General features: G+C 72.4%; 18 protein-coding genes and 1 pseudogene. 10 read left to right on the top strand and 9 right to left on the bottom strand.

The window, feature by feature from the left end:
* Window positions 1-6 precede the first annotated feature (6 nt).
* On the top strand, window positions 7-1,494 hold the full coding sequence (locus C5N14_RS16125; RefSeq protein WP_117668905.1) for an NAD(P)/FAD-dependent oxidoreductase: 1,488 nt from the start codon (window positions 7-9) through the stop codon (window positions 1,492-1,494).
* 121 nt (window positions 1,495-1,615) lie between these two features.
* Here the strand turns inward: C5N14_RS16125 and C5N14_RS16130 are convergent, their stop codons facing one another.
* Both C5N14_RS16130 and metF read right to left on the bottom strand, forming a co-directional pair.
* Complete coding sequence (locus tag C5N14_RS16130; RefSeq protein WP_117668906.1) at window positions 1,616-2,305, bottom strand: CDP-alcohol phosphatidyltransferase family protein; 690 nt, start codon at window positions 2,303-2,305, stop codon at window positions 1,616-1,618.
* A 43-nt stretch (window positions 2,306-2,348) separates the two neighbouring features.
* Window positions 2,349-3,266: a methylenetetrahydrofolate reductase [NAD(P)H] gene (gene metF / locus C5N14_RS16135; protein ID WP_117668907.1), complete on the bottom strand. Its 918-nt coding sequence runs from the start codon at window positions 3,264-3,266 to the stop codon at window positions 2,349-2,351.
* Window positions 3,267-3,556: 290 nt separating this feature from the next.
* Between metF and C5N14_RS33975 the strand changes: the two genes are divergently transcribed.
* Window positions 3,557-4,000 (top strand): helix-turn-helix domain-containing protein, encoded by a 444-nt coding sequence (locus C5N14_RS33975; protein WP_305792065.1) that lies wholly within the window; start codon window positions 3,557-3,559, stop codon window positions 3,998-4,000.
* Between the two features lie 95 nt (window positions 4,001-4,095).
* Complete coding sequence (locus C5N14_RS16145; RefSeq protein WP_117668908.1) at window positions 4,096-5,178, top strand: polyprenyl synthetase family protein; 1,083 nt, start codon at window positions 4,096-4,098, stop codon at window positions 5,176-5,178.
* A 142-nt stretch (window positions 5,179-5,320) separates the two neighbouring features.
* Here C5N14_RS16145 and C5N14_RS16150 read toward each other — a convergent pair whose 3' ends face one another.
* On the bottom strand, window positions 5,321-5,713 hold the full coding sequence (locus C5N14_RS16150; protein WP_117668909.1) for an Rv2175c family DNA-binding protein: 393 nt from the start codon (window positions 5,711-5,713) through the stop codon (window positions 5,321-5,323).
* 176 nt (window positions 5,714-5,889) lie between these two features.
* On the opposite strand from C5N14_RS16150, the gene pknB reads away from it, so the two are divergent.
* The 4 genes and pseudogenes from pknB to C5N14_RS16170 form a co-directional block, all read left to right on the top strand.
* Window positions 5,890-7,875 (top strand): Stk1 family PASTA domain-containing Ser/Thr kinase, encoded by a 1,986-nt coding sequence (gene pknB / locus C5N14_RS16155; RefSeq protein WP_117668910.1) that lies wholly within the window; start codon window positions 5,890-5,892, stop codon window positions 7,873-7,875.
* A 2-nt stretch (window positions 7,876-7,877) separates the two neighbouring features.
* Complete coding sequence (locus C5N14_RS16160; RefSeq protein ID WP_117668911.1) at window positions 7,878-8,747, top strand: deoxyribonuclease IV; 870 nt, start codon at window positions 7,878-7,880, stop codon at window positions 8,745-8,747.
* A gap of 428 nt (window positions 8,748-9,175) precedes the next feature.
* Window positions 9,176-9,673 (top strand): GntR family transcriptional regulator, encoded by a 498-nt coding sequence (locus C5N14_RS16165; RefSeq protein ID WP_117668912.1) that lies wholly within the window; start codon window positions 9,176-9,178, stop codon window positions 9,671-9,673.
* A gap of 19 nt (window positions 9,674-9,692) precedes the next feature.
* Window positions 9,693-9,923: pseudogene (locus C5N14_RS16170) on the top strand (ATP-binding cassette domain-containing protein); the annotation flags it as partial.
* Between the two features lie 301 nt (window positions 9,924-10,224).
* Here C5N14_RS16170 and C5N14_RS16175 read toward each other — a convergent pair.
* Window positions 10,225-11,394: a serine hydrolase gene (locus tag C5N14_RS16175; RefSeq protein ID WP_117668914.1), complete on the bottom strand. Its 1,170-nt coding sequence runs from the start codon at window positions 11,392-11,394 to the stop codon at window positions 10,225-10,227.
* A gap of 198 nt (window positions 11,395-11,592) precedes the next feature.
* On the opposite strand from C5N14_RS16175, the gene C5N14_RS16180 reads away from it, so the two are divergent.
* Together C5N14_RS16180 and C5N14_RS31775 are read left to right on the top strand one after the other, a co-directional pair.
* Window positions 11,593-14,739 (top strand): BTAD domain-containing putative transcriptional regulator, encoded by a 3,147-nt coding sequence (locus C5N14_RS16180; RefSeq protein ID WP_117668991.1) that lies wholly within the window; start codon window positions 11,593-11,595, stop codon window positions 14,737-14,739.
* 312 nt (window positions 14,740-15,051) lie between these two features.
* Window positions 15,052-15,492, top strand: a complete 441-nt coding sequence (locus tag C5N14_RS31775; RefSeq protein WP_128763591.1) for a hypothetical protein — start codon at window positions 15,052-15,054, stop codon at window positions 15,490-15,492.
* A 374-nt stretch (window positions 15,493-15,866) separates the two neighbouring features.
* Here C5N14_RS31775 and C5N14_RS16185 read toward each other — a convergent pair whose 3' ends face one another.
* From C5N14_RS16185 to C5N14_RS16200, 4 genes are all read right to left on the bottom strand, one after another.
* Window positions 15,867-16,898, bottom strand: coding sequence for a low specificity L-threonine aldolase (locus tag C5N14_RS16185; RefSeq protein WP_117668915.1), 1,032 nt, complete (start codon window positions 16,896-16,898; stop codon window positions 15,867-15,869).
* A 108-nt stretch (window positions 16,899-17,006) separates the two neighbouring features.
* Window positions 17,007-18,413 (bottom strand): class II 3-deoxy-7-phosphoheptulonate synthase, encoded by a 1,407-nt coding sequence (locus tag C5N14_RS16190; RefSeq protein WP_117668916.1) that lies wholly within the window; start codon window positions 18,411-18,413, stop codon window positions 17,007-17,009.
* Between the two features lie 90 nt (window positions 18,414-18,503).
* The gene (locus C5N14_RS16195; RefSeq protein WP_117668917.1) at window positions 18,504-18,986 is read right to left on the bottom strand and encodes a hypothetical protein; all 483 of its coding nucleotides are present in this window, start codon (window positions 18,984-18,986) and stop codon (window positions 18,504-18,506) included.
* Window positions 18,987-19,265: 279 nt separating this feature from the next.
* Window positions 19,266-20,891 carry a glycosyl hydrolase family 18 protein gene (locus C5N14_RS16200; protein WP_117668918.1) on the bottom strand — a complete coding sequence of 542 codons (1,626 nt, stop codon included), beginning with the start codon at window positions 20,889-20,891 and terminating at the stop codon, window positions 19,266-19,268.
* A 148-nt stretch (window positions 20,892-21,039) separates the two neighbouring features.
* On the opposite strand from C5N14_RS16200, the gene C5N14_RS16205 reads away from it, so the two are divergent.
* The gene (locus C5N14_RS16205; protein ID WP_117668919.1) at window positions 21,040-21,528 is read left to right on the top strand and encodes a glutathione peroxidase; all 489 of its coding nucleotides are present in this window, start codon (window positions 21,040-21,042) and stop codon (window positions 21,526-21,528) included.
* A 93-nt stretch (window positions 21,529-21,621) separates the two neighbouring features.
* On the opposite strand, the gene C5N14_RS16210 is transcribed toward C5N14_RS16205, so the two are convergent.
* Window positions 21,622-22,425 (bottom strand): SGNH/GDSL hydrolase family protein, encoded by an 804-nt coding sequence (locus C5N14_RS16210; protein WP_117668920.1) that lies wholly within the window; start codon window positions 22,423-22,425, stop codon window positions 21,622-21,624.
* Between the last annotated feature and the right edge of the window lie 15 nt (window positions 22,426-22,440).

Here is a 22,440-nt window from a genome sequence, read left to right on the forward strand (position 1 = left end):
CACGTCATGGCGCGGATCGTGGTCGTCGGCGCCGGGGTGGGCGGGCTGGCCGCCGCCGCCCGGCTGGCCGCCACCGGGCACGAGGTGACCGTCTTCGAGCGGGCCGACACCGTCGGCGGCAAGCTGGGCCGGTACGTCCACGACAGCTCCGCCGGGGCGTTCCACTTCGACACCGGACCGAGCCTGCTCACCCTGCCGGAGGTCTTCCACGACCTGTTCGAGGCGACCGGGGCGAAGCTCGACGAGTACCTCGACCTGACGCCGCTGGACCCGATCGTCCGGCACGTCTTCCCCGACGGGGCCACGCTCGACTCGTGCGCCGACCCGGCCGGGTTCGCCGCCCGGGTCGGCGCGGCGTTCGGCGACCGGGCCGCCGCCGACTGGCAGCGGCTGTGGCACCGCGCCGCCCGGGTCTGGGACGCCTCGCACCGGGACGTCCTGCGCCGGGCCGTGGACTCCCCGCTGGACCTCGCCGCGCTGGCCTGGCGGCTGGGCGACCTCGCCGCGATCGGTCCCGGCCGCACCCTGCGCGGGCTGGGCCGCCGGCACCTGTCCGACCCCCGGCTGCGGATGCTGCTGGACCGGTACGCCACCTACACCGGGGCGGACCCGCGCCGGGCCCCGGCAGCGCTGGTGGCCGTCCCGTACGCCGAGTTGACGTTCGGCGGCTGGTACCTGCACGGTGGCCTGGGCACCCTCGCCGACGCGCTGCTGACCCGGTGCCTGGACCTGGGCGTGGTCGTGCGGACCGGCACCGCGGTCACCCGGATCGACGCCGCGGGCGGCCGGGTGCACGGGGTACGCCTGGCCGGCGTCGCCGCGCCGGTCCCCGCCGACGTGGTGGTGGCCAACGTGGACGCGCTGACCGTCTACCGGGACCTGCTGCCCAGCCCGCGCCGGCTGGCCGGGCTCACCGACCGCAGCCTCGCCGGCTTCGTGCTGCTGCTCGGGGTGGCTGGCGACACCGGGCTGGCCCACCACAACGTGTTCTTCCCCCGCGACCACGACGCCGAGTTCGACGCCGTCTTCGGCCACCCGGGACGCGGGATCCGGGCCCGCCCCGCGCCCGACCCGACGGTCTTCGTCACCGTCGCCGACGACCCGGCAGTCCGCCCGGCCGGGCACGAGGCGTGGTTCGTGCTGGTCAACGCCGCCCGGCACGGCACCGCCACCGGGGCGGTGGACTGGCGGCGGCCGGGGCTCGCCGACGCGTACGCCGACCGGGTCCTCGACGTGCTCGCCGAGCGGGGCGTGGACGTGCGGGACCGGCTGGCGTTCCGGGAGGTCCGCACCCCGGCCGACCTGGGCGCCGCCACCGGCGCGCCCGGCGGGTCGATCTACGGCACGGCCGGCGGCCTGCTCCGCCCGGCCAACCGGGGCCCGGCGGCCGGCCTCTGGCTGGTCGGCGGCTCCACCCACCCGGGCGGCGGCCTGCCGATGGTCACCCTCTCCGCCCAGATCGTCGCCGACGAGATCGGCCCCGCCTGGGCTTAGCCCCCACCCCAAGTTCCTCGCAATTTCACGGAATGAGTGGCCTCGACGAGCCTGGAGGCCACTCATTCCGTGAAATTGCACGCCACGGCGCGGCGGGGGCACGGCGGGGGTTGGGGTGGGGTCAGTCGGCGTTGACGAGGGCGCGGCGGACGGTGGAGAGGAGCTGGCCCAGGCCGAAGCCGGCGAGCAGCACCCAGACGGCGGTGGCCATGGTGATGGTGCCGGCGGTCAGGTCCGGGTCGACCAGCCCGGCCAGCCCGGCCAGCAGCAGCCCGACCAGGGCCACGCAGACCCGGGCGGGCCGCTCCCCCACGGTGACCGCGCCGATCTCCCGCATCCCGGCCGAGACCGCCCGGGCCCGGACGTACTCGTGCAGCCAGGACAGCCCGCCCGCGGCGGCGACCAGCGCGCCCGGCGCGCCCAACAGCCAGAACGCGGCCAGCCAGGCGACCTCGCCGAGCCGGTCGGCCACGGAGTCGTAGACGTACCCGAGCCGGGTGGTGCGGTTGGTGACGACCGCCACCGCACCGTCGACGCTGTCGGCCACCGAGGCGGCCAGCACGAACAGCGCACCGATGACCGGCCCGTTCACCGGCCGGACGGCGAACAGCGGCACGCAGAGGCAGAGCAGCACGCCCGCCACGGTGACCGCGGTCGGGGTGACCCGCAGCCGGCCCAGCACGTACCCGACGTGGTAGGCGAACCGCAGCCAGGCGCGTACCACCGGGGCCGCCGCCCGGGGGTCGAAGCCCCCGTGCAACCGTGCCCACGCCGTCGCGTACTCGTCCCAGTTCAGCTGAGTGCCCACCACGGATCAACCGTCCCATCGGCGCCCAGGTGTCGCGCCACGGGGGTCACACCCGCGTGCCGACCTGCAACTGCTGCCAGACCTCCCGGGTCGCGGTGGACCGGTTGAGGGTGATGAAGTGGATCCCGGGGACGCCCTCGTCCAGCAGCCGCCGGCACATCTCGGCCGCCTGCTCGATGCCGAGCCGGCGGACCGCCTCCGGGTCGTCGGCGACCTCGGCGAACCGCGCGGCCAGGGCCGGCGGGAACGGCGCCCCGGAAAGCTGTGTCGAACGCTCGATGGTGCTGAGCTGAGTGACCGGCATCACTCCGGCCAGGATGGGGGTGTCGCAGCCGGCCGCCGCCACCCGGTCGCGCAGCCGCAGGTAGTCGTCGGCGTCGAAGAACATCTGGGTGATCGCGAACTCCGCGCCGGCCCGGCACTTGCGGACGAAGTGCGCGGTGTCGCTGGCCACGTCGGCCGAGCGCGGGTGCTTGTACGGGAAGGCGGCCACCCCGACGCTGAAGTCGCCGGCGTCGCGGACCAGCCGGACCAGGTCCTCGGCGTAGAGCACGCCCTCGGGGTGGCGGACCCACTCCCCGCCCGGGTCGCCCGGCGGGTCGCCCCGCACGGCCAGCACGTTGCGCACCCCGACGCCGGCCAGCCGGCCGATGACGTTGCGCAGCTCGGCGACGGAGTGGTTGACCGCGGTCAGGTGCGCCATCGGCAGCAGGGTGGTCTCGGTGGCGATCCGCTCGGTAACCGCGACCGTGGTGTCCCGGGTCGACCCGCCGGCCCCGTAGGTGATCGAGACGAACGACGGGCGCAGCGACTCCAGTTCGCGGATCGCCTGCCAGAGCAGCTGCTCGCCGCGCGGGGTCTTGGGCGGAAAGAACTCGAACGAGAAGGTCGGCTGACGGTCGCGGATCAGCTCCCCGATCGCCGGCTGCGGATTGGGGAGGACCGAGGGAAGACCGAGCGCCACGCCTGAACTCTAGCGGCCGGCGGTTGCCGGACCCAGAACCTTCCCACCTGGCGCGACCCACAGCAGCCGGGACCGACCCGCACCCGTACGAGGTGGGGCTCACGCCCACGACCACCGGCCGGGCAGACCGTCGTACCCCCGGGGTAGACAGGTGGGCAGCGCGGACGGGGCCGGCCGGGGCCGGCTCCCGGGGGCCCGCGCGGGGGGTCAGCACCGACCGGCGGCAACACCGGTCCCGCCCGTCCGGGCAGGTCGACGCCGCCACCGCGCCGACCCCTCCCGGAGGACCGATGACGCCGTCCACGCCACCCCGGCCCGAGCTGCTCGGGCCGCTGCTCGCCCGGCTCCGGCTGGCCCGGGGCCGGAGTCAGCAGTTCCTCGCCGCCGAGCTGTGCGCCGCCTCGGGCGTGCCCACGCTGAGCCGGCACGAGGTGTCCCGCTGGGAGCGGCAGCTCCGCGTGCCGGGGGACTTCTGGCTGGGATGGCTGGCCGTGGTCCTCGCCGTGCCGGTCGAGCTGCTGGCCGAGGCCGCCGGGCAGAGCCGGCCAGCTCGCCGGGGCACGCCACCGGCTGACCCGGCCCACCCCCGAGCCGGCGGTACGGCGGCACGGCGCCCGCCCCGGCGCGGCGGGCCGCCACCTGCCCCGCCCGGCCCCGCCACCCGGCCGGCTCCGTCACCCGGCCGGCCCGCTCGCCGGGCGGGCCGGCGGTCACCGCCCGCGACCAGGCAATGAACCCGGCGCGACGACGCCCGGTGGTCGGGGCGGCCCACGGCGCGCCACGGGCCGCGGATGCGGCACGGCCCCGGGCGACCCGCTAGCGTCGGGGCGTGACCCACGCTGCTCCCGTGTCCCCCGTCGACCGCGCCGGCCTGCGTCAGCGGGTCGACAAGGCCCTGACCGAGTTCCTGGCCGGCCAACGAATCTGGATGGCGGGCGTCGACGACGCCCTGGTGCCGGTGGCCGAGGCGATCGAGGCGTTCGTGCTGGGCGGCGGCAAGCGGCTGCGTCCGGCCTTCGCGTACTGGGGGTTCCGGGGTGCCGGCGGGGGCGACTCGGACCAGATCGTGACCGCGCTGTCGGCGCTGGAGTTCGTGCAGGCCAGCGCGCTGATCCACGACGACCTGATGGACCGCTCGGACACCCGGCGCGGCGAGCCGGCGGTGCACCGGCGGTTCGCCGCCCGGCACCGGGGCGCCGGCTGGGGTGGCGACGCCGACGGGTTCGGTGACGCGGCGGCGATCCTGCTCGGCGACCTGTGCCTGGTCTGGTCCGACGAGCTGCTGCACTCCGCCGGGCTGGACCCGCGGATCGTGGCCCGGGCCCGCCCGGTCTTCGACGAGATGCGCACCGAGGTCACCGTCGGGCAGTACCTCGACGTGCTCACCCAGGCCACCGGGGACACCTCGGTGGAACGCGCGGGCAAGGTCGCCCGGTACAAGTCGGCGAAGTACACGGTCGAGCGCCCGCTGCTGCTGGGCGCCGCGCTGGCCGGCGCGGGGGCGGACGTCCGGGCGGCCTACTCGGCGTACGGGCTGCCGCTGGGCGAGGCGTTCCAGTTGCGCGACGACGTGCTGGGAGTGTTCGGCGACCCGTCGCAGACCGGCAAGCCGGCCGGCGACGACCTGCGCGAGGGCAAGCGGACGTACCTGGTGGCGGCGGCCGTGGAGGCCACCGACGCGGCCGGCCGGGAGCTGCTGCTCGGCCGGCTCGGCGACCCGGGCCTGGACGAGGACGGGGTGGCCCGGCTGCGCGAGCTGATCACCTCGACCGGGGCGCTGGCCCGCGCCGAGGAGCGGATCGTCGCGCTGACCGACACGGCGCTGGCCGCGCTGGCCACCGTCGACCTGGAGACGGAGGCCCGCCAGGCCCTGGTCGACCTCGCCATCGCCGCCACCCGCCGCGCCGACTGACCCCGTCCCGGCCACCCGGGCCCGCCCACCGTTCCGGACCCGCCCGAAAACGGCGGGAAAGGCCCGGAACGGCGGGACAGGTCCGGTACGGCCGACCCGCCCGGTGCCGTGGGAACAGGGGGCGGGCGGGGTGGGTCAGGGGTCAGAAGCCGAGGGCCTGGGCGCGGCGCTTGACCTCGCGGGCGTGGTCGCCGCCGAGCGTGGCGGCCGGGGTACCGCCGGACAGGGTGTCGTCGGGCTCGTAGAGCCAGCGCAGCGCGGCCTCGTCGTCGTAGCCGGCGTCGGTCAGCAGGGTGAGCACCCCGGGCAGGTGCTTGAGCACGGTGCGGTTGGCCACCAGGTCGGTGGGGATCCGGCGGACGCCGTCGCGGCGCACCGCGAGCAGCTCCCGGTCCCGGATCATCTGGTGCACCTTGCTGATCGACAGGTCGAGGCGCTCGGCGACGTCCGGCAGGGTCAGCCAGCCGGCCGGATCGGTCGGGCCGGCGGGGCCGGCACCGGAGGCAGCCTGGTCGGAGGGTACGGAGTCGGTCACCCGATCACCCTGTCACGCCGTCGGCGGCGACGGCGAGGGGCACCCCCTCGACCAGTCCCGGACGGGCTGCCGGGAGGGTTCGGGGACGGCCCGAGCGCGGCGGGACGGGCCGGCCGGCCAGCCGGCTGTAGCATCCTGTTCAACCTCTACCCTCTGGACACATAGACTGCCTGCCGATGGACACACAGGTCGCCGACACGTTGCTGGGCTCGCTGATCGACGGGCGCTACCGCATTCGCGGTCGCGTGGCCCGTGGCGGCATGGCGACCGTGTACACCGCCACCGACGAGCGCCTGGAGCGCACCGTCGCGGTCAAGATCATTCACCCGACCCAGGCCGCCGAGACGCGGGCGCGGATGGCCGGGTTCCTGGAGCGGTTCACCGACGAGGCGAAGACCATCGCCCGGCTGACCCACCCGAACGTGGTGGCGGTCTACGACCAGGGCACCCACGCCGGCCTGCCGTACCTGGTGATGGAGTACGTGCGCGGCCGGACGCTGCGCGACGTGCTCGCCGAGCGGCGCCGGCTGCACCCGGACGAGGCGCTGGCGATCATGGAGCAGATGCTCGCCGCGATCGCCGCCGCACACCGGGCCGGCCTGGTGCACCGCGACGTCAAGCCGGAGAACGTGCTGGTCGCCGAGGCGCCCACCGGCGGCGTCGCCAACCTGGTCGACAGCGTGGTCAAGGTCGCCGACTTCGGGCTGGCGCGCGCCGTGGAGGCCAGCGCCGAGGACGAGCCGGGCAACCAACTCATGGCCACGGTGGCGTACGTCGCGCCGGAGTTGGTCACCGACGGTCACTCCGACACCCGCACCGACGTCTACTCGGCCGGCATCGTGCTGTTCGAGATGCTCACCGGCCGGGTCCCGTACGACGGCGACCGGCCGGTGGACGTCGCCTGGCAGCACGTCGACCGCGACGTGCCGGCCCCCTCGACGCTGGTGCCCGGACTGCCGAGGGCGCTCGACGACCTCGTCGCCCGGGCCACCCGACGCGACCCGGAGGCGCGGCCGACCGACGCCGGCGCCCTCCTGGCCGAGGTCCAGGTCGCCCGCGACGACCTGGGCGACCAGAACGCGCACACCGCCGTGCTGCGCGCGGTGACCGACGACGCGGCCCCGCTGGCGCAGCCCACCATGGTGGTCGCGGCGGTCCGGCCCGCCGAGCGCCCCGCCTGGGCCCGGCTGCCCGAGCACAAGGAGCCGCGCCCGCACCGGCGCCGGGCCGCGCCGGAGAACACCGGCCCGGGCGGCCGGATCGGCGCGCTGCGGGCCCGGGTGCTGGGCGACCAGCGGGGGCGCGTGGGCCTGCTGGCGGCAGCCGTGGTGCTCGTCCTGATCGCCGCGCTCACCGGCTGGTGGTTCGGGGTGGGCCGGTACACGGTGGCCCCGGAGCTGGTCAGCCTCAGCAAGGCCGAGGCGCAGGCGCAGGCGACCAGGGGCGGCTTCACCCTTGAGTACGCCGAGCCCCGCTACGACGAGAAGATCCCGCGCGACGGCGTGGTGGCGCAGAGCCCGGCCTCGGCCGCCCGGATCGTCAAGGGCGGCACCATCACCCTCACCCTCTCGCTGGGGCCGGACCGGTTCCCCGTGCCCGACGTGGTCGGCAAGGAGTTCGAACTGGCCGAGGCCGACCTGGTCAACGCCAAACTGGTGGTCGCCAAGGGCACCCCCCGGTACGACGACAACCTGCCCGAGGGCGTGGTGGTGGACACCAACCCGAAGGTCGGCGCCGAGGTCAAGCCGGGCGCGAAGGTCACCGTCATCCTGAGCAAGGGCAAGGCCCCGATCTCGGTGCCGAACCTCGTCGGCAAGAACGTCAACGAGGCCCGCACCGCCCTGACCCAGCTCGGCCTGGTGCCGGTGGAGACGTACAAGGACTCGCCCAAGCCGAAGGACGAGGTCCTCGGGCAGAGCCCGGCGGACGGCGCGGGCGTGGAGAAGGGGGCCCAGGTCAAGCTGGACGTCAGCAAGGGCCCCGCCCCGGTGGTCGTGCCCCGGGTGGTCGACCTGCCCTGCCCGCAGGCCAAGCAGCAGTTGGAGAGCCAGGGCTTCCCGGTGAACGTGCAGTTCAACCCGAACGGCATCGTCCGGTTCCAGAACCCGGGCGAGAACGCCCAGGTGGCGCCGGGTACCCCGATCACGATCGGGTGTCTGTAGCGATGTCCGCGTCCGCTGTCCACCGGCCGGTCGGCTCGCACACCCCCACCTCGGGCGGGCTGGCCAAGGCTGCCCTGCCGTACGTCGACGCGACGGGCGCCGAGGCCGTCCAGGTCTACGTCTCCAACTCCCGGGGCTGGGCGCTCCCGGCGGGCGACCCGGCCCAGGACGCGCTGTTCCGCGACGGCTGCGCCGAGCGGGGCGTACCGGTGTTCGTCCACGCGTCGCTGCTGGTGAACCTCGGCTCCCCCACCCCGGCCACGGTCGAGCGGTCGGCGCAGACCCTGGCCCACGCGCTGCGCCGGGGGCGGGCGATCGGTGCCCTCGGGGTGGTGTTCCACGCCGGCAGCGCGGTCGACACGGGCCACGCCGACGCGGCCATGCGGCAGGTACGCGAGGCGCTGCTGCCGCTGCTCGACGAGACGCTGGCGGCGGGCGGCCCGCTGCTGCTGGTCGAGCCGAGCGCGGGTGGCGGCCGGTCGCTGGCCTCCCGGGTGGAGCAGCTCGGCCCGTACCTGGACGCGGTGGACCGGCACCCCGGCCTGGGCGTCTGCTTCGACACCTGCCACGCCTGGGCGGCCGGGCACGACCTGGCCGCCGAGGGCGGCATGACGGCCTGCCTGGACGCGCTGGTCGCCACGGTCGGGCCGGACCGGCTGCGGCTGGTGCACGCCAACGACTCGAAGGACCTGTGCGGCTCGACCCGGGACCGGCACGAGAACATCGGCAAGGGCACCATCGGCGAGCCGGCGTTCGCCGAGCTGATGGCCCACCCCGCCACGGCGGGCATCCCGGTGGTGGTGGAGACCCCCTCAGAAAAACACGAGGGCCACGCCACCGACATAGCCACCCTCACCCGCCTCCACCCCTAACCCACCCCCCACCCCCACCACCCCACCGATCCACCCGGACACCGCCTGGACGCGCCCGATCACCCGGACGGGCCACGTTGATCAAGAGCTTTACGTAATCCGAGCGCCGGATCCCGACGCAAACCTCTTGATCACCGGGGCGATCGGGGGTAGGGGTGATCCGGGTGGGGTTGCGGTACGTCACCGTCATACCCGATCACGTACCGGCCGTGCCATCGCTCAAGACCGTTCTCGATCGCCTCGGCGACCGCGGTGGCGGTCGGTCGGCGTGTGCCTTCCGTCCTATACCAGACCACCTGCGTCTGTTCCGGCGTTCCCATCCAGGAGCGGGCGGTCGCGAGTCCCGCATGCTCTCACCTGGCGTTTGACAACTCTGTGATCATCTGCTGTTATCCTGTTCTATGGAGATAGAAAAAGGGAACAGCCAAATGGGCGGTGAAGATTCGGAGGCTGGCCCGCGGCTGTCCGGGTCGCCGATCGAGTTCCGGCTCGACCCGTCTTCTGGCGTGCCGACCTACCTGCAACTGGTGCAGCAGGTAGAGCACGCGCTGCGGCTTGGCTACCTCGCCACGGGCGACCAACTGCCCAAGATCAGAGACGTGGTCGCGTCGCTGGCCATCAACCCGAACACGGTGTTCAAGGCGTACCGGGAGTTGGAGACGAAGGGTCTGGCGGCCGGCCGGCCCGGCCAAGGCACCTTCATCGAGGCCACGCTCAGCCAGGTCACGTTGCCGGAGTTGGCCGGGCTTCGCGGCTCCCTGCTTGCCTGGCTGGCCACGGCCGACACGGCCGGGCTGGACGAGGACGGCATGGTGGCGCTGTTCACCAACGTGTTGCGGGATTTCCGTGCGCGCCGCCCCAGCACCTCCCGCCAGAGGGGCGGACGACGCGGGGCAGCAGATGACAAGAGGAAGGGCGTCGCGTGAATGTCATTGAAACAAGGGCTTGGGCAAGTGTTACGGCCGCACCTGGGCGCTGCGCGAGTGCACCCTGGCGATTCCCGCCGGGCACGTCGTTGCGCTGGTCGGCCCGAACGGGGCGGGCAAGAGCACCCTGCTCAATCTCGCGGTCGGCCTGGCCGACCCGACCGCGGGTACCGTCGCGGTGCTCGGTGGCCGACCGGCCGGGTCCCCGGCCGCGCTGGACGGTATCGCGTTCGTCGCCCAGGACACGCCGGCCCGATAGCTGACCTCGCGAGTGGCGCACACCCGGGGCAGCAACGTAGCACCAGCGATCTTGGTATCCGGATCTGCCGCCGACCGGGCGTGTCACCCTCAGCCAGAGCCGTCACGTTCCGTGGCCGTCCGCTAACGTCGCTCGGCATCCGGAACTGCCGAGTTGAGGGTGTCGACCGTGCTCACTGACCAAGCCTTTAGCGCCCGGAGGCGCTCCAGTTGGCGTCGGGCTGTTGGATCGGGCCCGCTACCGGCTCGTGCCTGTCTTTCATGGGCACCCGAGCCGATAGCGGGCCGCACGCTTACGCAGGGATGGAAGTGCCGAACTCCGCTTCGATGACCTTGAAGAGGAGGTCCCAGGTCTTCCATTCGGTGTTGGTGTGGAAGGCGATGGTGTGCTTGCCGTCGGGGGTGCCTACCGTGCAGATGAAGGATCCCCAGAGGCTGCCACCCACGCCGCGCAGCGTCCGGCCGCCCGTGGCCTCCTTGTCGAACTCGAACAGGCCGAGGCCGTATCGGGCGTGCGGCATCCAGTAACTCCCCTCGGTGGAGACCGTGGTCCACATCTCGCGGTGCTGGGCCGGCGGCAGCAGGCTGCCGCTCGCCATCGCGTTGATGAACCGGATCATGTCGCCGATGGTGGAGACGACGTTACCGGCTGACCAGGCCGATGAGGTGTTGAACTCGGTGACGTCGAGGGGCTCGAGACCGGGTTCCTCGATCATCGATTCCCAGTTCTCCGGGGTGACCATCGCCGGGTCGGTGCCGTCTTTGTAGAACAGGTTGGAGTACGCGCGCGGGTGCGGATCGGGGTATCCGGTGTCCTGGGTGGGGCGCACGTAGGTGTTGGTCAGGCCGAGTGGCTGGATGACCCTGCGGTCGACCTCCTCGGCATAGCTGTTGCCGGTGACCTTCTCGATGATCGCCCCGGCGAGGTAGAAGCCGCCGTTGGCGTACTCGAAGCGATCGCCGGGCTCGCCGACCGGCGGCTGGGAGACCGCCAGCCTGAGCAGGTCTTCGGTGGTGAATTCGTCGAAGCGATGCTTGACGAACCCGGAGCGGGTGGCGTAGCGGTGGCCCAGCTCCGGTGCCAGGCCGGTGGAGAACAGGCCACTGGTGTTGCTGAGCAGGTGCCTGATGGTGATCTTGTTGCCGTCGTAGCCGTTGACGTTCAGCACGCCCGGTAGCCACTTCTCCACCGTGTCGTCGAGGCTGAGCCTGCCCTCGGCCTCGAGGGTCAGCATCACGGCGGCGGTGAAGGCCTTGCCGCTGCTGCCGGTGTGCACGTGCTCCCCCGGCTGACGCCGGGTACCGGTCTGGATGTTGGCTACTCCGGCGGTTGCGAACCAGCTTCCGTTCGCATCCCGAACCTCGGCCACGATGCCGGGTACGCCCGCCTCGGCCACGGCCCAGTCGAGCACCCGCTGCAGCTTCTCGCGCCCCGCGTTGTCTGCATTGCCTGTCATATCCATGCCTTTCGGAGGGAACCGTCGCGTGTCCGTTGATGGAAGGTCACGCGTTTCCGTACGCCCACAACGATGTCCACGGGCGCTGACAGGCCTCTTATAACGCTCTTACAGACGGCACGGAGCCACTATCAGGGACTGTCACGTGCTGGCCGCGCAGTGGCCCGTGTCCCATCGGCGCCCGGCCCTCATAGCCTTGTGGGCATGCGGATTGAAATGCTGGGGCCGGTCCGGGTCTACGCCGACGACGGCGCGCCGATCGACGTCGGCGGCGCCAGGGTTCGCGCGCTGCTGGCCCGGCTGGCACTGGCCACGGGGGAGGTGGTATCGCTCGAATCGCTCGTTGACGGTCTGTGGGGGGAGCACCCGCCCGGGGGCACCATCAACGCGTTGCATGCGCTGGTGCATCGACTGCGCAGGGCTCTGGGCGGGGCCGGGGTCGTGGAGACGGCGGCCGGCGGGTACCGCCTGCACGTACACGCCGAGGACGTCGACGCCCACCGGTTCGAGGAGCTGGCGAAGCGGGGCGACCACGAACTCGCCGCAGGCGCCACGCAGCGGGCGGCCTCGCTGCTGGGCGAGGCACTGGCGCTGTGGCGGGGAGAAGCGCTGGCCGACGTGCTCCATGCCCCCTTCGCCAGTACGGCTGGCGCGCGCCTGGAGGAGCTGCGCGTCGCGGCCACCGAAGACCGGTTCGAGGCGGAGCTGCAACTGGGCCGCCACGACGAGATCCTGGCCGATATGGCGGCGCTGGCCGCTGGCCACCCGTTGCGCGAACGGCTGGCCGGATTGCGGATGCGAGCCCTGTCCGCGGCCGGCCGCCAGTCCGACGCGCTGGTCCTGTTCGAGGAGGTCCGCGGCACGCTCGCCGAGGAGCTGGGCATCGATCCCTCAGCGGAACTGCGAAAGACGCACCTCGCTGTGTTGCGGGGGAAGCTCGACATCCCCGAGCCCCGGCAGGCATCGCCGGAAGCGGCGCCCGGACGTCTGCCGGCCCAGCTGACCAACTTCGTCGGTCGGGCGGACGAGCTGAGGTTGCTGGCTGGGTTGCTGGAGAGCTCTCGGCTGGTCACCGTCGTGGGGCCCGGGAGTGTGGGGAAGACCCGGCTGGCCGTGAAGGCGGTGAGCCTGCACCGCGCCCATCGCCGCGGCCGGGTCTGGCTCGTTCCCCTGGCCGGGGTGAGCACACCGGACGGGCTGCCCGAGGCGGTTCTGGGCACGCTCAACACCGCCGACGGCCGGCCTTCCAGTACACCCCTGGATCGAGTGGTCAATCTGCTCGCCGGCGGCGAAGGCGTACTGGTGCTGGACAACTGCGAACAGATCTCCGGACCGGCGGCGGAGTTCGCCCTGCACCTGCTCGAGCGCCGGCCGGACCTGACCATCCTGGCCACGAGCCGGGAGCCGCTTGAGGTCATGGGTGAGGCGCTGTGCCGGCTGGGTCCGCTCGATCTCCCCCCGGCACACGCGGATCCCGTCCGCGCCTCCGGATCGGCCGCGGTACGGCTGTTCCTCGATCGGGCGGCAGCCGTACGGCCCGGCTTCGTACTGGACGCGACGACGACAGCCCCAGTCGTGGATATCGTGCGTCGGCTCGACGGACTGCCGCTCGCCCTGGAGCTGGCCGCGGCGCGGCTGCGGACCATGAGCGCTGACCAGGTCGCCCGGCGATTAGATGACCGTTTCCGGCTGCTCAGCACCGGCAACCGGGCCGCCCAGCCCCGGCAGCAGACGCTGCATGCGGTCATCGAGTGGAGCTGGGATCTCCTCACCGATCAAGAACGGACGCTGGCCCGCCGGATGTCGATATTTCCCGCGAGAACGGGTATCGCCGCGGTCGAGGCCGTCTGTTCGGATGAGACGCTCCCTACAGGCGAGGTCCTTTACGTGCTCGAGTCCCTGGTCGACAAGTCCATGATGGAGCCGGTCGGCGACGGGTACCGAATGCTGGAAACAATCCGAACCCACACGGCGGACAAACTCCGACTCGCGGGGGAAGACAAAAAGGTTCTGCACAGGCTCATCCGGCACTTCGCCGACCTGGCCGAGGAACACGAGCCGCTGCTGCGCTCGGACAAGCAGGTGGAGTCGCTGCGGCTGTTCGAGGCCGAGTACGACAACCTGATGTTCGCTCTGCAAACGGCCATCGACGGCGGTGACGCCGAGGCGGCGGCCCGGACCCTCGGCCCGCTGTACTGGTACTGGGTCATGCTTCGCTACGACAGTCGGGCCGACGCCTACGTGGCCAGAGTTCTCGAGTTCGGCGATGCGCTACCCGCGGACGCCCGGGCCGCGTTCACCGCGATCCACCTGGTGGCCAGCGAGAGAGGGCCGATCACAGACCCCGAGCGGCTGCGCGCGCTCATCGACGACTGCGCGCGCACGGGCGCGCGGCGACGTTATCCGATGCTGCTGACGATGTCACTGTTGATGGCGGCGATACTCGGGCTCGATGAGCTGGTCGATCGAGAGATCGCCCAGGTGCGGAGCAGCTCGGACCACTGGGCGATCGCCTGCACCTTCGTGGTCGAAGCCATGCGATATCGCGAACGGGTCGACCGGGAGGGCTACGCGACCGCGATGGCAGCGGCGTTGCACACGTTCGAGGAGGTGGGCGACCGATGGTGGACAGCGAAGATGCTGATCGGCATGGCGCAGATCCACGCCACCGGCGGTGACCATGACGAGGCGATCGCCGCCTACGAGCGCAGCATCGCGATCGCCACCGACCTCGGCTCGCAGGACGAGGTCTCCACCCGGCTCGGCCTCGCCACCGAACGCATGCGCGGCGGCGACCTGACCGGCGCCCGGCACGACATCGACACCGCCGAACGAGCGGCCTGGGACCGCGGTCACCCCATGCTAGAGATCGAGGTCCTCGGCAACCTGGCCGAGCTGTACCGCCGCTCCGGCGACGTCGAACGGGCCGATCATGAACTCGACCGGATGGAGACGCTCGCCTGCGAGCTACTCGTTCCGGCCGAGACGGTGCAGAACGTGCTGGTCCCCGCCAGGATGGCGAACCTCCTCACCGCCGGGAACGCCGCACGCGCACGCGAGCTGCTGCTCCGCACCGTCCAAGCGGCGCAGGCGCGCATGGACACCTCATCAGCCGCCCAACTCCTGGCCTGGCTGCTCCTTCTGGAAGGCGATCCGGCCGGCGCGGCCGGCGCGCTCGGCCTGAGCCAGGCCATCCGGGGCACCTTCGACCACGGCGACGTCGAACTACGCTCGCTCGTGGAGGCTCTCGTGGACCGGCTCGGCCGTACCGAATACGACAGGGCCTACCGCCGAGGCGCCGACATGACACGGCAAGAGGCCATCGACCGGCTGACGAATTCGCGTTCATGAGGCCGCAATTAAGATCACTAACAGTGGCGGCCGCACATTTGTCGTGACGGTGCAGAAGACCGGCATCCCCAGAACGATCGCCGAGGTCTACGAGGTCAGGCGGTAAAAGGTTGGCAAGGCCGAGGTTCCCGACCTCATGTTGTCCGGGGACATCTGCAGGGTGGCCGGCCTGCACGCCGAGCGTGCGCGGCACGCGGCGGACGGCCCATGACGGCATCACCCCTACACCCAGCAAGCCGCCGGCACACCCTCGTCGAACTGGCTGGGGCGATCGATGTCGCGTTTGGGCGGTGGGATCTGGCACATTCGCGGATGTTCATGCTGCCCGGCGGCGTCGAGGTCAGTTGGGTGGCGTCGCCGGCCGGCGCGGCGTTGCCCGGCACGAGCGACGGACCGACCGCCCAGTTGGACACCATGGCGCTCGACACGTCGTTCGCGTACGTGCTCGGCCTCGGCGAGGACTGGACCCACACGTGCACGGGGAGCCTCGCCCCGCCGGGGACCACCCGTCTGGGGCCGTCGCAGCCGCCTCGACCGTATCGAGGTTGGGGGAGCCCGCCTGACCAATACGGCCGGCACCACCTCGACGACGACGTCGACATCCCGGTGCCGCGTAACTCGTCCGCCCTGCTAACGGATCTAGCCGCGATCCGCGCGCATCCCTCCGTCATGCGGTCACCGAACGTAGTTAGATCAGGCCGCCGTCCTGGTGGACGACGGCAATCCTCGATGCGGCCGACGTCGAGCCGTTAGCCTGTGGATCGCTGCCGGGAGTTTGGCGGGCAGGTGCGCGTGGTGGGCGCGGCCGTGTCCGACGATCGTCAGGGGAAACCGGGGTTGGCCTCGGAGCCAGCGAGGTAGCTGAATCATGGGCTACTGCTCGGCCAGGTCTGGGCGCCATTGGAGGATGTCGCCGTCGAGGTCCCCGCCCCGGATGTCGTTGAGCGCGGCCATGTAGCCGATCTCGGTTGCGTTGACGAGCATTCGCAGTACCTCGATGGGGGCGTCCTGGTAGCCATATGCCGACCACACGTTAGCCATCGCCTCGTACGCCCGGCGGACGTCGCCTGGGCCGTGGGCGGTGCCGGCATGCAAGTTTGCGATGGCCGGTGGGGGTGGGGTGGGGGTTAGGGGCGGAGGATCTTTGTCAGGGTTTGGGTGGCTTGGGTGATGGCGGTGTCGTCGACGTCCAGGTGGGTGACCAGGCGGGCGGAACGCGGGCCGAGGACCGAGATCAGTACGCCCTCGGCGCGGGCGGCGGCGGCCAGGCCCCGTGCGTCGAGCGGGGACTTCGTCAGGTCCAGCGGGACGATGTTCGTCCGCACCGCCGAGGCGAGCACCCCGAACGGGGCGACCGCCTCGGCCAGCCGGGCAGCCTTCGCGTGGTCGTCGGCGAGCCGCTCGACGTGGTGCGCCAGGGCGTACCTGCCGGCAGCGGCGAGCACGCCGGCCTGGCGCATCCCGCCGCCCATCCGCTTGCGGACGAACCGGGCCCGCTCGATCTTCTCCGCGCTGCCGACGACGAGCGAGCCGACCGGCGCGCCGAGGCCCTTGGACAGGCAGACCGACATGGTGTCGAACAGGGCGCCGTAGGCGGCCAGCGGCACGCCGTCGGCGACGTGGGCGTGCCAGATCCGGGCGCCGTCGCAGTGCAGGGCCAGCCCGTTGGCGTCGGCGACCCGGCGCAGCTCGCGCAGGGTGGCCAGCGGGATCACCCCGCCGCCGCCCCGGTTGTGGGTCTGCTCCACGGCGATCGCCCGGGTCGGCACCGCGAAGTAGCCGTCCGGCCGGACCATGCCGGCGACCAGGTCGGGGTCGACGTCCGCGCCGACCGCCGGCCACGTCCGCGACGAGATCCCGCCGTACGCCGCCGCCGCGCCGATCTCGTACGTGACGATGTGCGCGTCGGCGTCGCAGAGCAGCTCGTCGCCGGGCGGCACCACCAGTTGCAGGGCGATCTGGTTGGCCATCGACCCGGTCGGGGCGAACAGCGCCGCCTCGTGCCCGAACAGGGCGGCGACCTCGGCCTCCAGGGCGTTGACCGTCGGGTCCTCGCCGTAGACGTCGTCGCCGACCTCGGCGGTGGCCATCGCCTCCCGCATCCCGGCGGTAGGCCGGGTCACGGTGTCCGACCGCAGGTCGATGAGTGGGTCAGCCACGGTTGTCCCTTCGGCCGCCGACTGCGGGGCTCGCAAGCTCACTCCTCGCGTCAGCCACAGTCGTCCCTTCGGCCGCCGACTGCGGGGCTCGCAAGCTCACTCCTCGCGTCAGCCACGGAGCATCTCCGCCACCAGGAAAGCCAGCTCCAGCGACTGCTGGGTGTTCAGCCGCGGGTCGCAGGCTGTCTCGTACCGGTCGGGCAGGTCGAGGTCCTCGATGCCCTGGGCACCGCCGAGGCACTCGGTGACGTCCTCGCCGGTCAGCTCGACGTGCAGGCCGCCCGGGTGGGTCTCCAGGCCCCGGTGCACCTCGAAGTAGCCGAGCACCTCGTCGACGATCCGGTCGAAGTGCCGGGTCTTGTAGCCGTTGGACGACTCGTGGGTGTTGCCGTGCATCGGGTCGCACTGCCAGACGACCTTCGCGCCGGCGGCGGTGACCTTCGCCACGATCGGCGGCAGGGTGTCGCGGACCCGGTGGTTGCCCATCCGGCTGATCAGGGTCAGCCGGCCGGGGATGTTCTCCGGGTTGAGCTTCTCGCAGAGCTCGATCGCCTCGTCCGGGGTGGTGGTCGGGCCGAGCTTCACGCCGATCGGGTTGGCGATGCGGGAGATGTAGTCGATGTGCGCGCCGTCGATCTGCCGGGTGCGCTCGCCGATCCAGAGGAAGTGCCCGGACAGGCCGTACGCGCGGCTGCCGGAGACCCGGGTGAGCGCCCGGTCGTACTCCAGCGCGAGGGCCTCATGGGAGCAGTAGAGGGTGACGGTGCGCAGCGCGTCGTCCTCGGTCATCCCGCAGGCGTTGATGAAGGCCAGCGCCCGGTCGATCTCCCGGGCGATCGCCTCGTAGCGCTCGCCGGCCGGGGAGCTCTTGACGAAGCCCTTGTTCCAGTCGTGCACCGCGTGCAGGTCGGCCAGCCCACCGGCCAGGTACGCCCGGAGCATGTTCATCGCGGCGGCCGAGTTCGCGTACGCCCGGATCATGCGCTGCGGGTCGGCGACCCGCGCCTCCGGCGTGGCCTCCAGCGAGTTGATCAGGTCGCCGCGGTAGGCCGGCAGGCCCCGCGCGTCGGTCGGCAGCGACCGGGGCTTGGTGTACTGCCCGGCGACCCGGGCGACCTTGATCACCGGCAGGGAAGCGCCGTAGGTGAGCACGATCGCCATCTGGAGCAGGGTGCGGGCGTTGGCCAGCAGGTGACTCTCGGTGTTGTCGACGAAGGTCTCCGCGCAGTCGCCGCCCTGGAGCAGGAACGCCTTGCCCTCGCAGACCAGCGCGAGGCGCTGCCGGAGCTGGTCGACCTCGTAGGGCGCGACGACCGACGGCACGGTGTCGAGCACCTTGCAGACCTCGGCGACCGCCGCCGGGTCCGGCCACGGCGGGATCTGCGCCCGGGGCAGGTCCCGCCAGCGGTCCAGGCCGAGGGCGGCGTCCTCGGCGGAGTCGACGGTCGGACGGCTGGTCTGTAGGCCGGGGCTGCCCACCTCGGGATGGCTCAGCTGATGCCACTCATGGCGCATGACAGAAAGCGTACGGCGACCGCCGGAGGGCCCCGGCGGCGAGGGTGACGGTTCCGGCAGTTGGGAGGTCCCGGCCCGTGGGGGTCGGCGTCAGGGGGTGACCGACGGCCCGGGGGTGTGGCCGCCCGGCGCCTCCCCCGCGACGCACCAGTCGGCGCCGCTGCGGGTGACGGTGAACAGCAGCGGCCGGGTGGCCTCGCGGGTGCCGACGGTGACGGTGACCGACGTGCTGACCTCCTGCCCGGCCGCGCCCGGGCGGACGTCGGTGATGGCCGCCTCCGTCACGGTGAAGTGGTCGGCGAAGTCGCCGTTCGGGCCGGTGGCGGCGGAGTCGAAGCTCCCCTGGGCGGGGGCGCAGAGCTGACTGCGTCCGGCTGCGACGTCCTTGGCGATCATCGCGTCGAGGTACGCCTGCACCCGCTCGCGGGCCTTGGTGGCCGCCTCCTCGGCGGGCGCCCGGCCGGGCTGCTCCGCCGCCTTCTCGTCGGCACCGCCGAGCCCGCAGCCGAGCAGGGTGAACGGCAGGAGCGCGAGCGCCGCGACGAGCGCCGCCCTGGAATGAGCCACAGCCATCCGTCCCTCCCCTCGACCCGGCACGGGCAGGTGCCGATGCGCGAGTCTGACACACCGCCCCGGACCCGCCGCGCACCCGGTGCGCCACGGGGGCCGGCGGGCCGGGTGGGGGCGGGGGGCGGATGGGGCACCGGGCCGGGTGGGGGCGAAGGCGGGCTGGGGCGCCGGCGCGGGCCTGCCGCGCGGGAGGCGGCGACGAGGGCCAGGCGCCACGAGCGGGCGGGGAGGGACCGGTGCGCGGTCCCTCCCCGCCGGGTGGGTGTTGCGTCGGCCTTCGGCTCAGCCGAGACCGCCCTTGATGGCGCCGATCAGCTCACCGTTGGTCGTGTCGCCGGAGAGCTCCCAGAAGAACGCGCCACCGAGGCCCTGGTTCTTCGCGTACGTCATCTTGCCGCCGATGGTGGACGGGGTGTCGTAGCTCCACCAGTTGCTGCCGCACTTGGCGTACGCGGTGCCGGCGACGGTGCCGGTGGCCGGGCAGGTGTTCTTGAGGACCTTGTAGTCCTCGATGCCGGCCTCGTAGGTGCCCGGGGCCGCGCCGGTGGCGGTGCCGCCCGGGGCGGCCTGGGTGACCCCGGTCCAGCCCCGGCCGTAGAAGCCGATGCCGAGCAGCAGCTTGTCGGACGGGATGCCCTTGCTCTTGAGCTTCTGGATCGCCGCGTCGCTCCAGAAGCCCTGCTGCGGGATGCCGGCGTACGAGGTGAGCGGGGAGTGCGGGGCGGTGGGGCCCTGCGCCGCCCAGGCGCCGAAGAAGTCGTACGTCATCGGCATCAGCCAGTTGAGGTTCGGCGCGGCACCGGCGTAGTCGGTGGCGTCGATCTTGCCACCGGTGCTGCCGTCGGCGGTGATGGCCGCGGTGACCAGCGCCGAGGAGCCGAACTTGGTCCGCAGCGCGCTGACCACGTTCTTGAAGGCGTTCGGGCCGCTGGTGTCACAGGTGAGGCCGCAGGCGTTCGGGTACTCCCAGTCGACGTCGATGCCGTCGAAGACGTCCGCCCAGCGCGGGTCCTCGACCATGTTGTAGCAGCTCTCGGCGAACGCGGTCGGGTTCTGCGCGGCCTGGGTGAAGCCGCCCGACCAGGTCCAGCCGCCGACGGAGTAGATGACCTTGAGGTGCGGGTACATCTTCTTCAGCTTGCGGAGCTGGTTGAAGCTGCCGCGCAGCGGCTGGTCCCAGGTGTCGGCGACGCCGTCGACGCTGTCCGCGGCGGTGTACGCCTTCTCGTAGTCGGCGTAGCTGTCGCCGATGCTGCAACGACCGCCGGTGGTGTTGCCGAAGGCGTACAGGATGTGGGTCAGCTTCGCGGCGGACCCGCTGGTGTGGATGTTCTTGACGTGGTAGTTACGGCCGTAGACGCCCCACTCGGCGAAGTAGCCGACGACCTTCTTGCCCCCGCCGGGCGGCGGGGTGGTCGGCGGCGGGGTCGTGGGGGGCGCGGTGGTCGGCGGGGTGGTGGTCGGCGGGGTCGTGGTCGGCGGCGGGGCGCTGGTGGTCGGGGTGGTGCCGCCGCCGCACGGCGCGCCGTTGACGGTGCAGTTCAGCGGCGCCTTGTACGCCCCGGTGCCGTTGTAGCCCCAGCTGAAGCTCGCCCCGGCGGGGAGCGGGCCGGCCCAGCTCTTCTTCACCGCGACGTAGTGGTTGCCGCTGCTGGTGACGTCGGCGTCCCAGGAGCTGCTGATGGTGGTGCCGGCCGGCAGGTCGAACTCGATGCGCCAGGTGTCCACGCTGGCGGCGGAGCCGTTGGCAACGGTCACCCGGGCCTCGTGACCGGTCCCCCAGTCCTGCGCCTTGGCGAACGTGGCGGTCACACTTCCGGCGCCGAACGCCGAGGTCATCGGGACCGCCGCGACGGTCATCGCGACCACGGCGCCGGCCCAGAGGGCCCGGCGGAGCGATCTCTTCATGTGGCGTCTCCCCAAACAGTTAGGAAACTTTCCAAAAGGATGGTGAGACGCTACTCACGGCGTCATCACTTCGTCAAGATGCACATGCGTCGATCCTCGGGAAACGGGGATCCGCCCGGCCGTCGCCGCCGGTCGGTAGCCTCGGCGGATGACCGTCTTCGACACCCAGATCGACGCGCTGGCCGGTGGCCCGGCCGACCTCGCCCGCCACCGGGGCCGGGCGCTGCTGGTGGTGAACGTGGCGTCCCGCTGTGGCCTCACCCCGCAGTACGCCGGCCTCCAGGCCCTGCACGAGACCTACGCCGACCGGGGCCTGGTGGTGCTCGGCGTGCCGTGCAACCAGTTCGCCGGCCAGGAGCCGGGCACCGCCGCCGAGATCGACGAGTTCTGCCAGGTCAACTACGGGGTGACCTTCCCCCTGACGGAGAAGGTGGACGTCAACGGCCCGGGCCGGCACCCGCTCTACGCGCAGCTCGTGTCCACGCCGGACCCGGACGGGCACACCGGCGACGTACGGTGGAATTTCGAGAAGTTCCTGGTGGCGCCGGACGGCACGGTGGCGGGCCGGTTCGCCCCGACCGTCGCGCCGGACTCCCCGAACCTGCGCGCGGCGGTCGAGAAGGTGCTGCCGGCGTGACGACCGGGTAGGCGCCCGGAACACACGCGAGGCCGCGCTCCCACCCGAGGTGGGCGCGCGGCCTCGAAGGTCACCGGCGCGGGGCCGGCCCGGTCAGCCCGCCGCGGCGCGGAACACCGGGTAGTAGCCGCCGGCCTGACCGGCCGCCGTCGGGTGGTACGAGATGCCGAGGTTGAGGAAGTTCAGGGCGTGCATCCACTTCTCGCCGTAGCTGCACAGCTGGTGGCCGACGAAGGCCGACCGCACGTCGGCGAACTTGAAGCCGGCCGAGGTGGCGGCGGTGCGGATGATGTCGTCCACGAGGTTGATGCCCTCGTTGATCTTCGTCCGGGAGGTCGCGGTGAGGCCGACGCAGGTCGTGCCGAGCTGGTAGAAGACCGGGTATCCGACGACCACGACCCGGGCCGACGGCGCCTTGGCCTTGATGCCGTTGTAGACGTTGGCCAGCTTGCCGGGCAGCTCGGTGCGCGCCTTGGTCTCGGCGGCCTGCACGGCGGCCACGCACTGGCTCTCGCCCTGGAGCACGCAGGTGGACATGATCGTGGTGAAGCCGACGTCGTTGCCGCCGATGGTGATGCTGACCAGCGTGGTGGTCGACGACAGCGCGGAGAGCTGGTTGTTGATCACGTCCGTGGTGATCGCTCCGGAACAGGCGACCGACTTGTACGACGCGGGCTTGATGTTGGTGTTGTAGAGCGCCGAGTACGCGTTTGTGCTGCGCTTGCACGCGCCACTCTCGGCGGTGTAGCTGTCGGCGCCGACGCCGGAGGCGTACGAGTCGCCGAGGGCGACGTAGCGGTCGCTGGCCGAGGCCTGGGCGGGGACGGCCAGCGTGAGCGTGGCGCCGAGGGTCGCCGCGACACTCACGGCGAAGGTAACGAGACGGGATCTCCGCACGTCGCACTCCTGGGG

This window comes from Micromonospora sp. MW-13, assembly GCF_003434305.1.
GTDB lineage: Bacteria > Actinomycetota > Actinomycetes > Mycobacteriales > Micromonosporaceae > Micromonospora.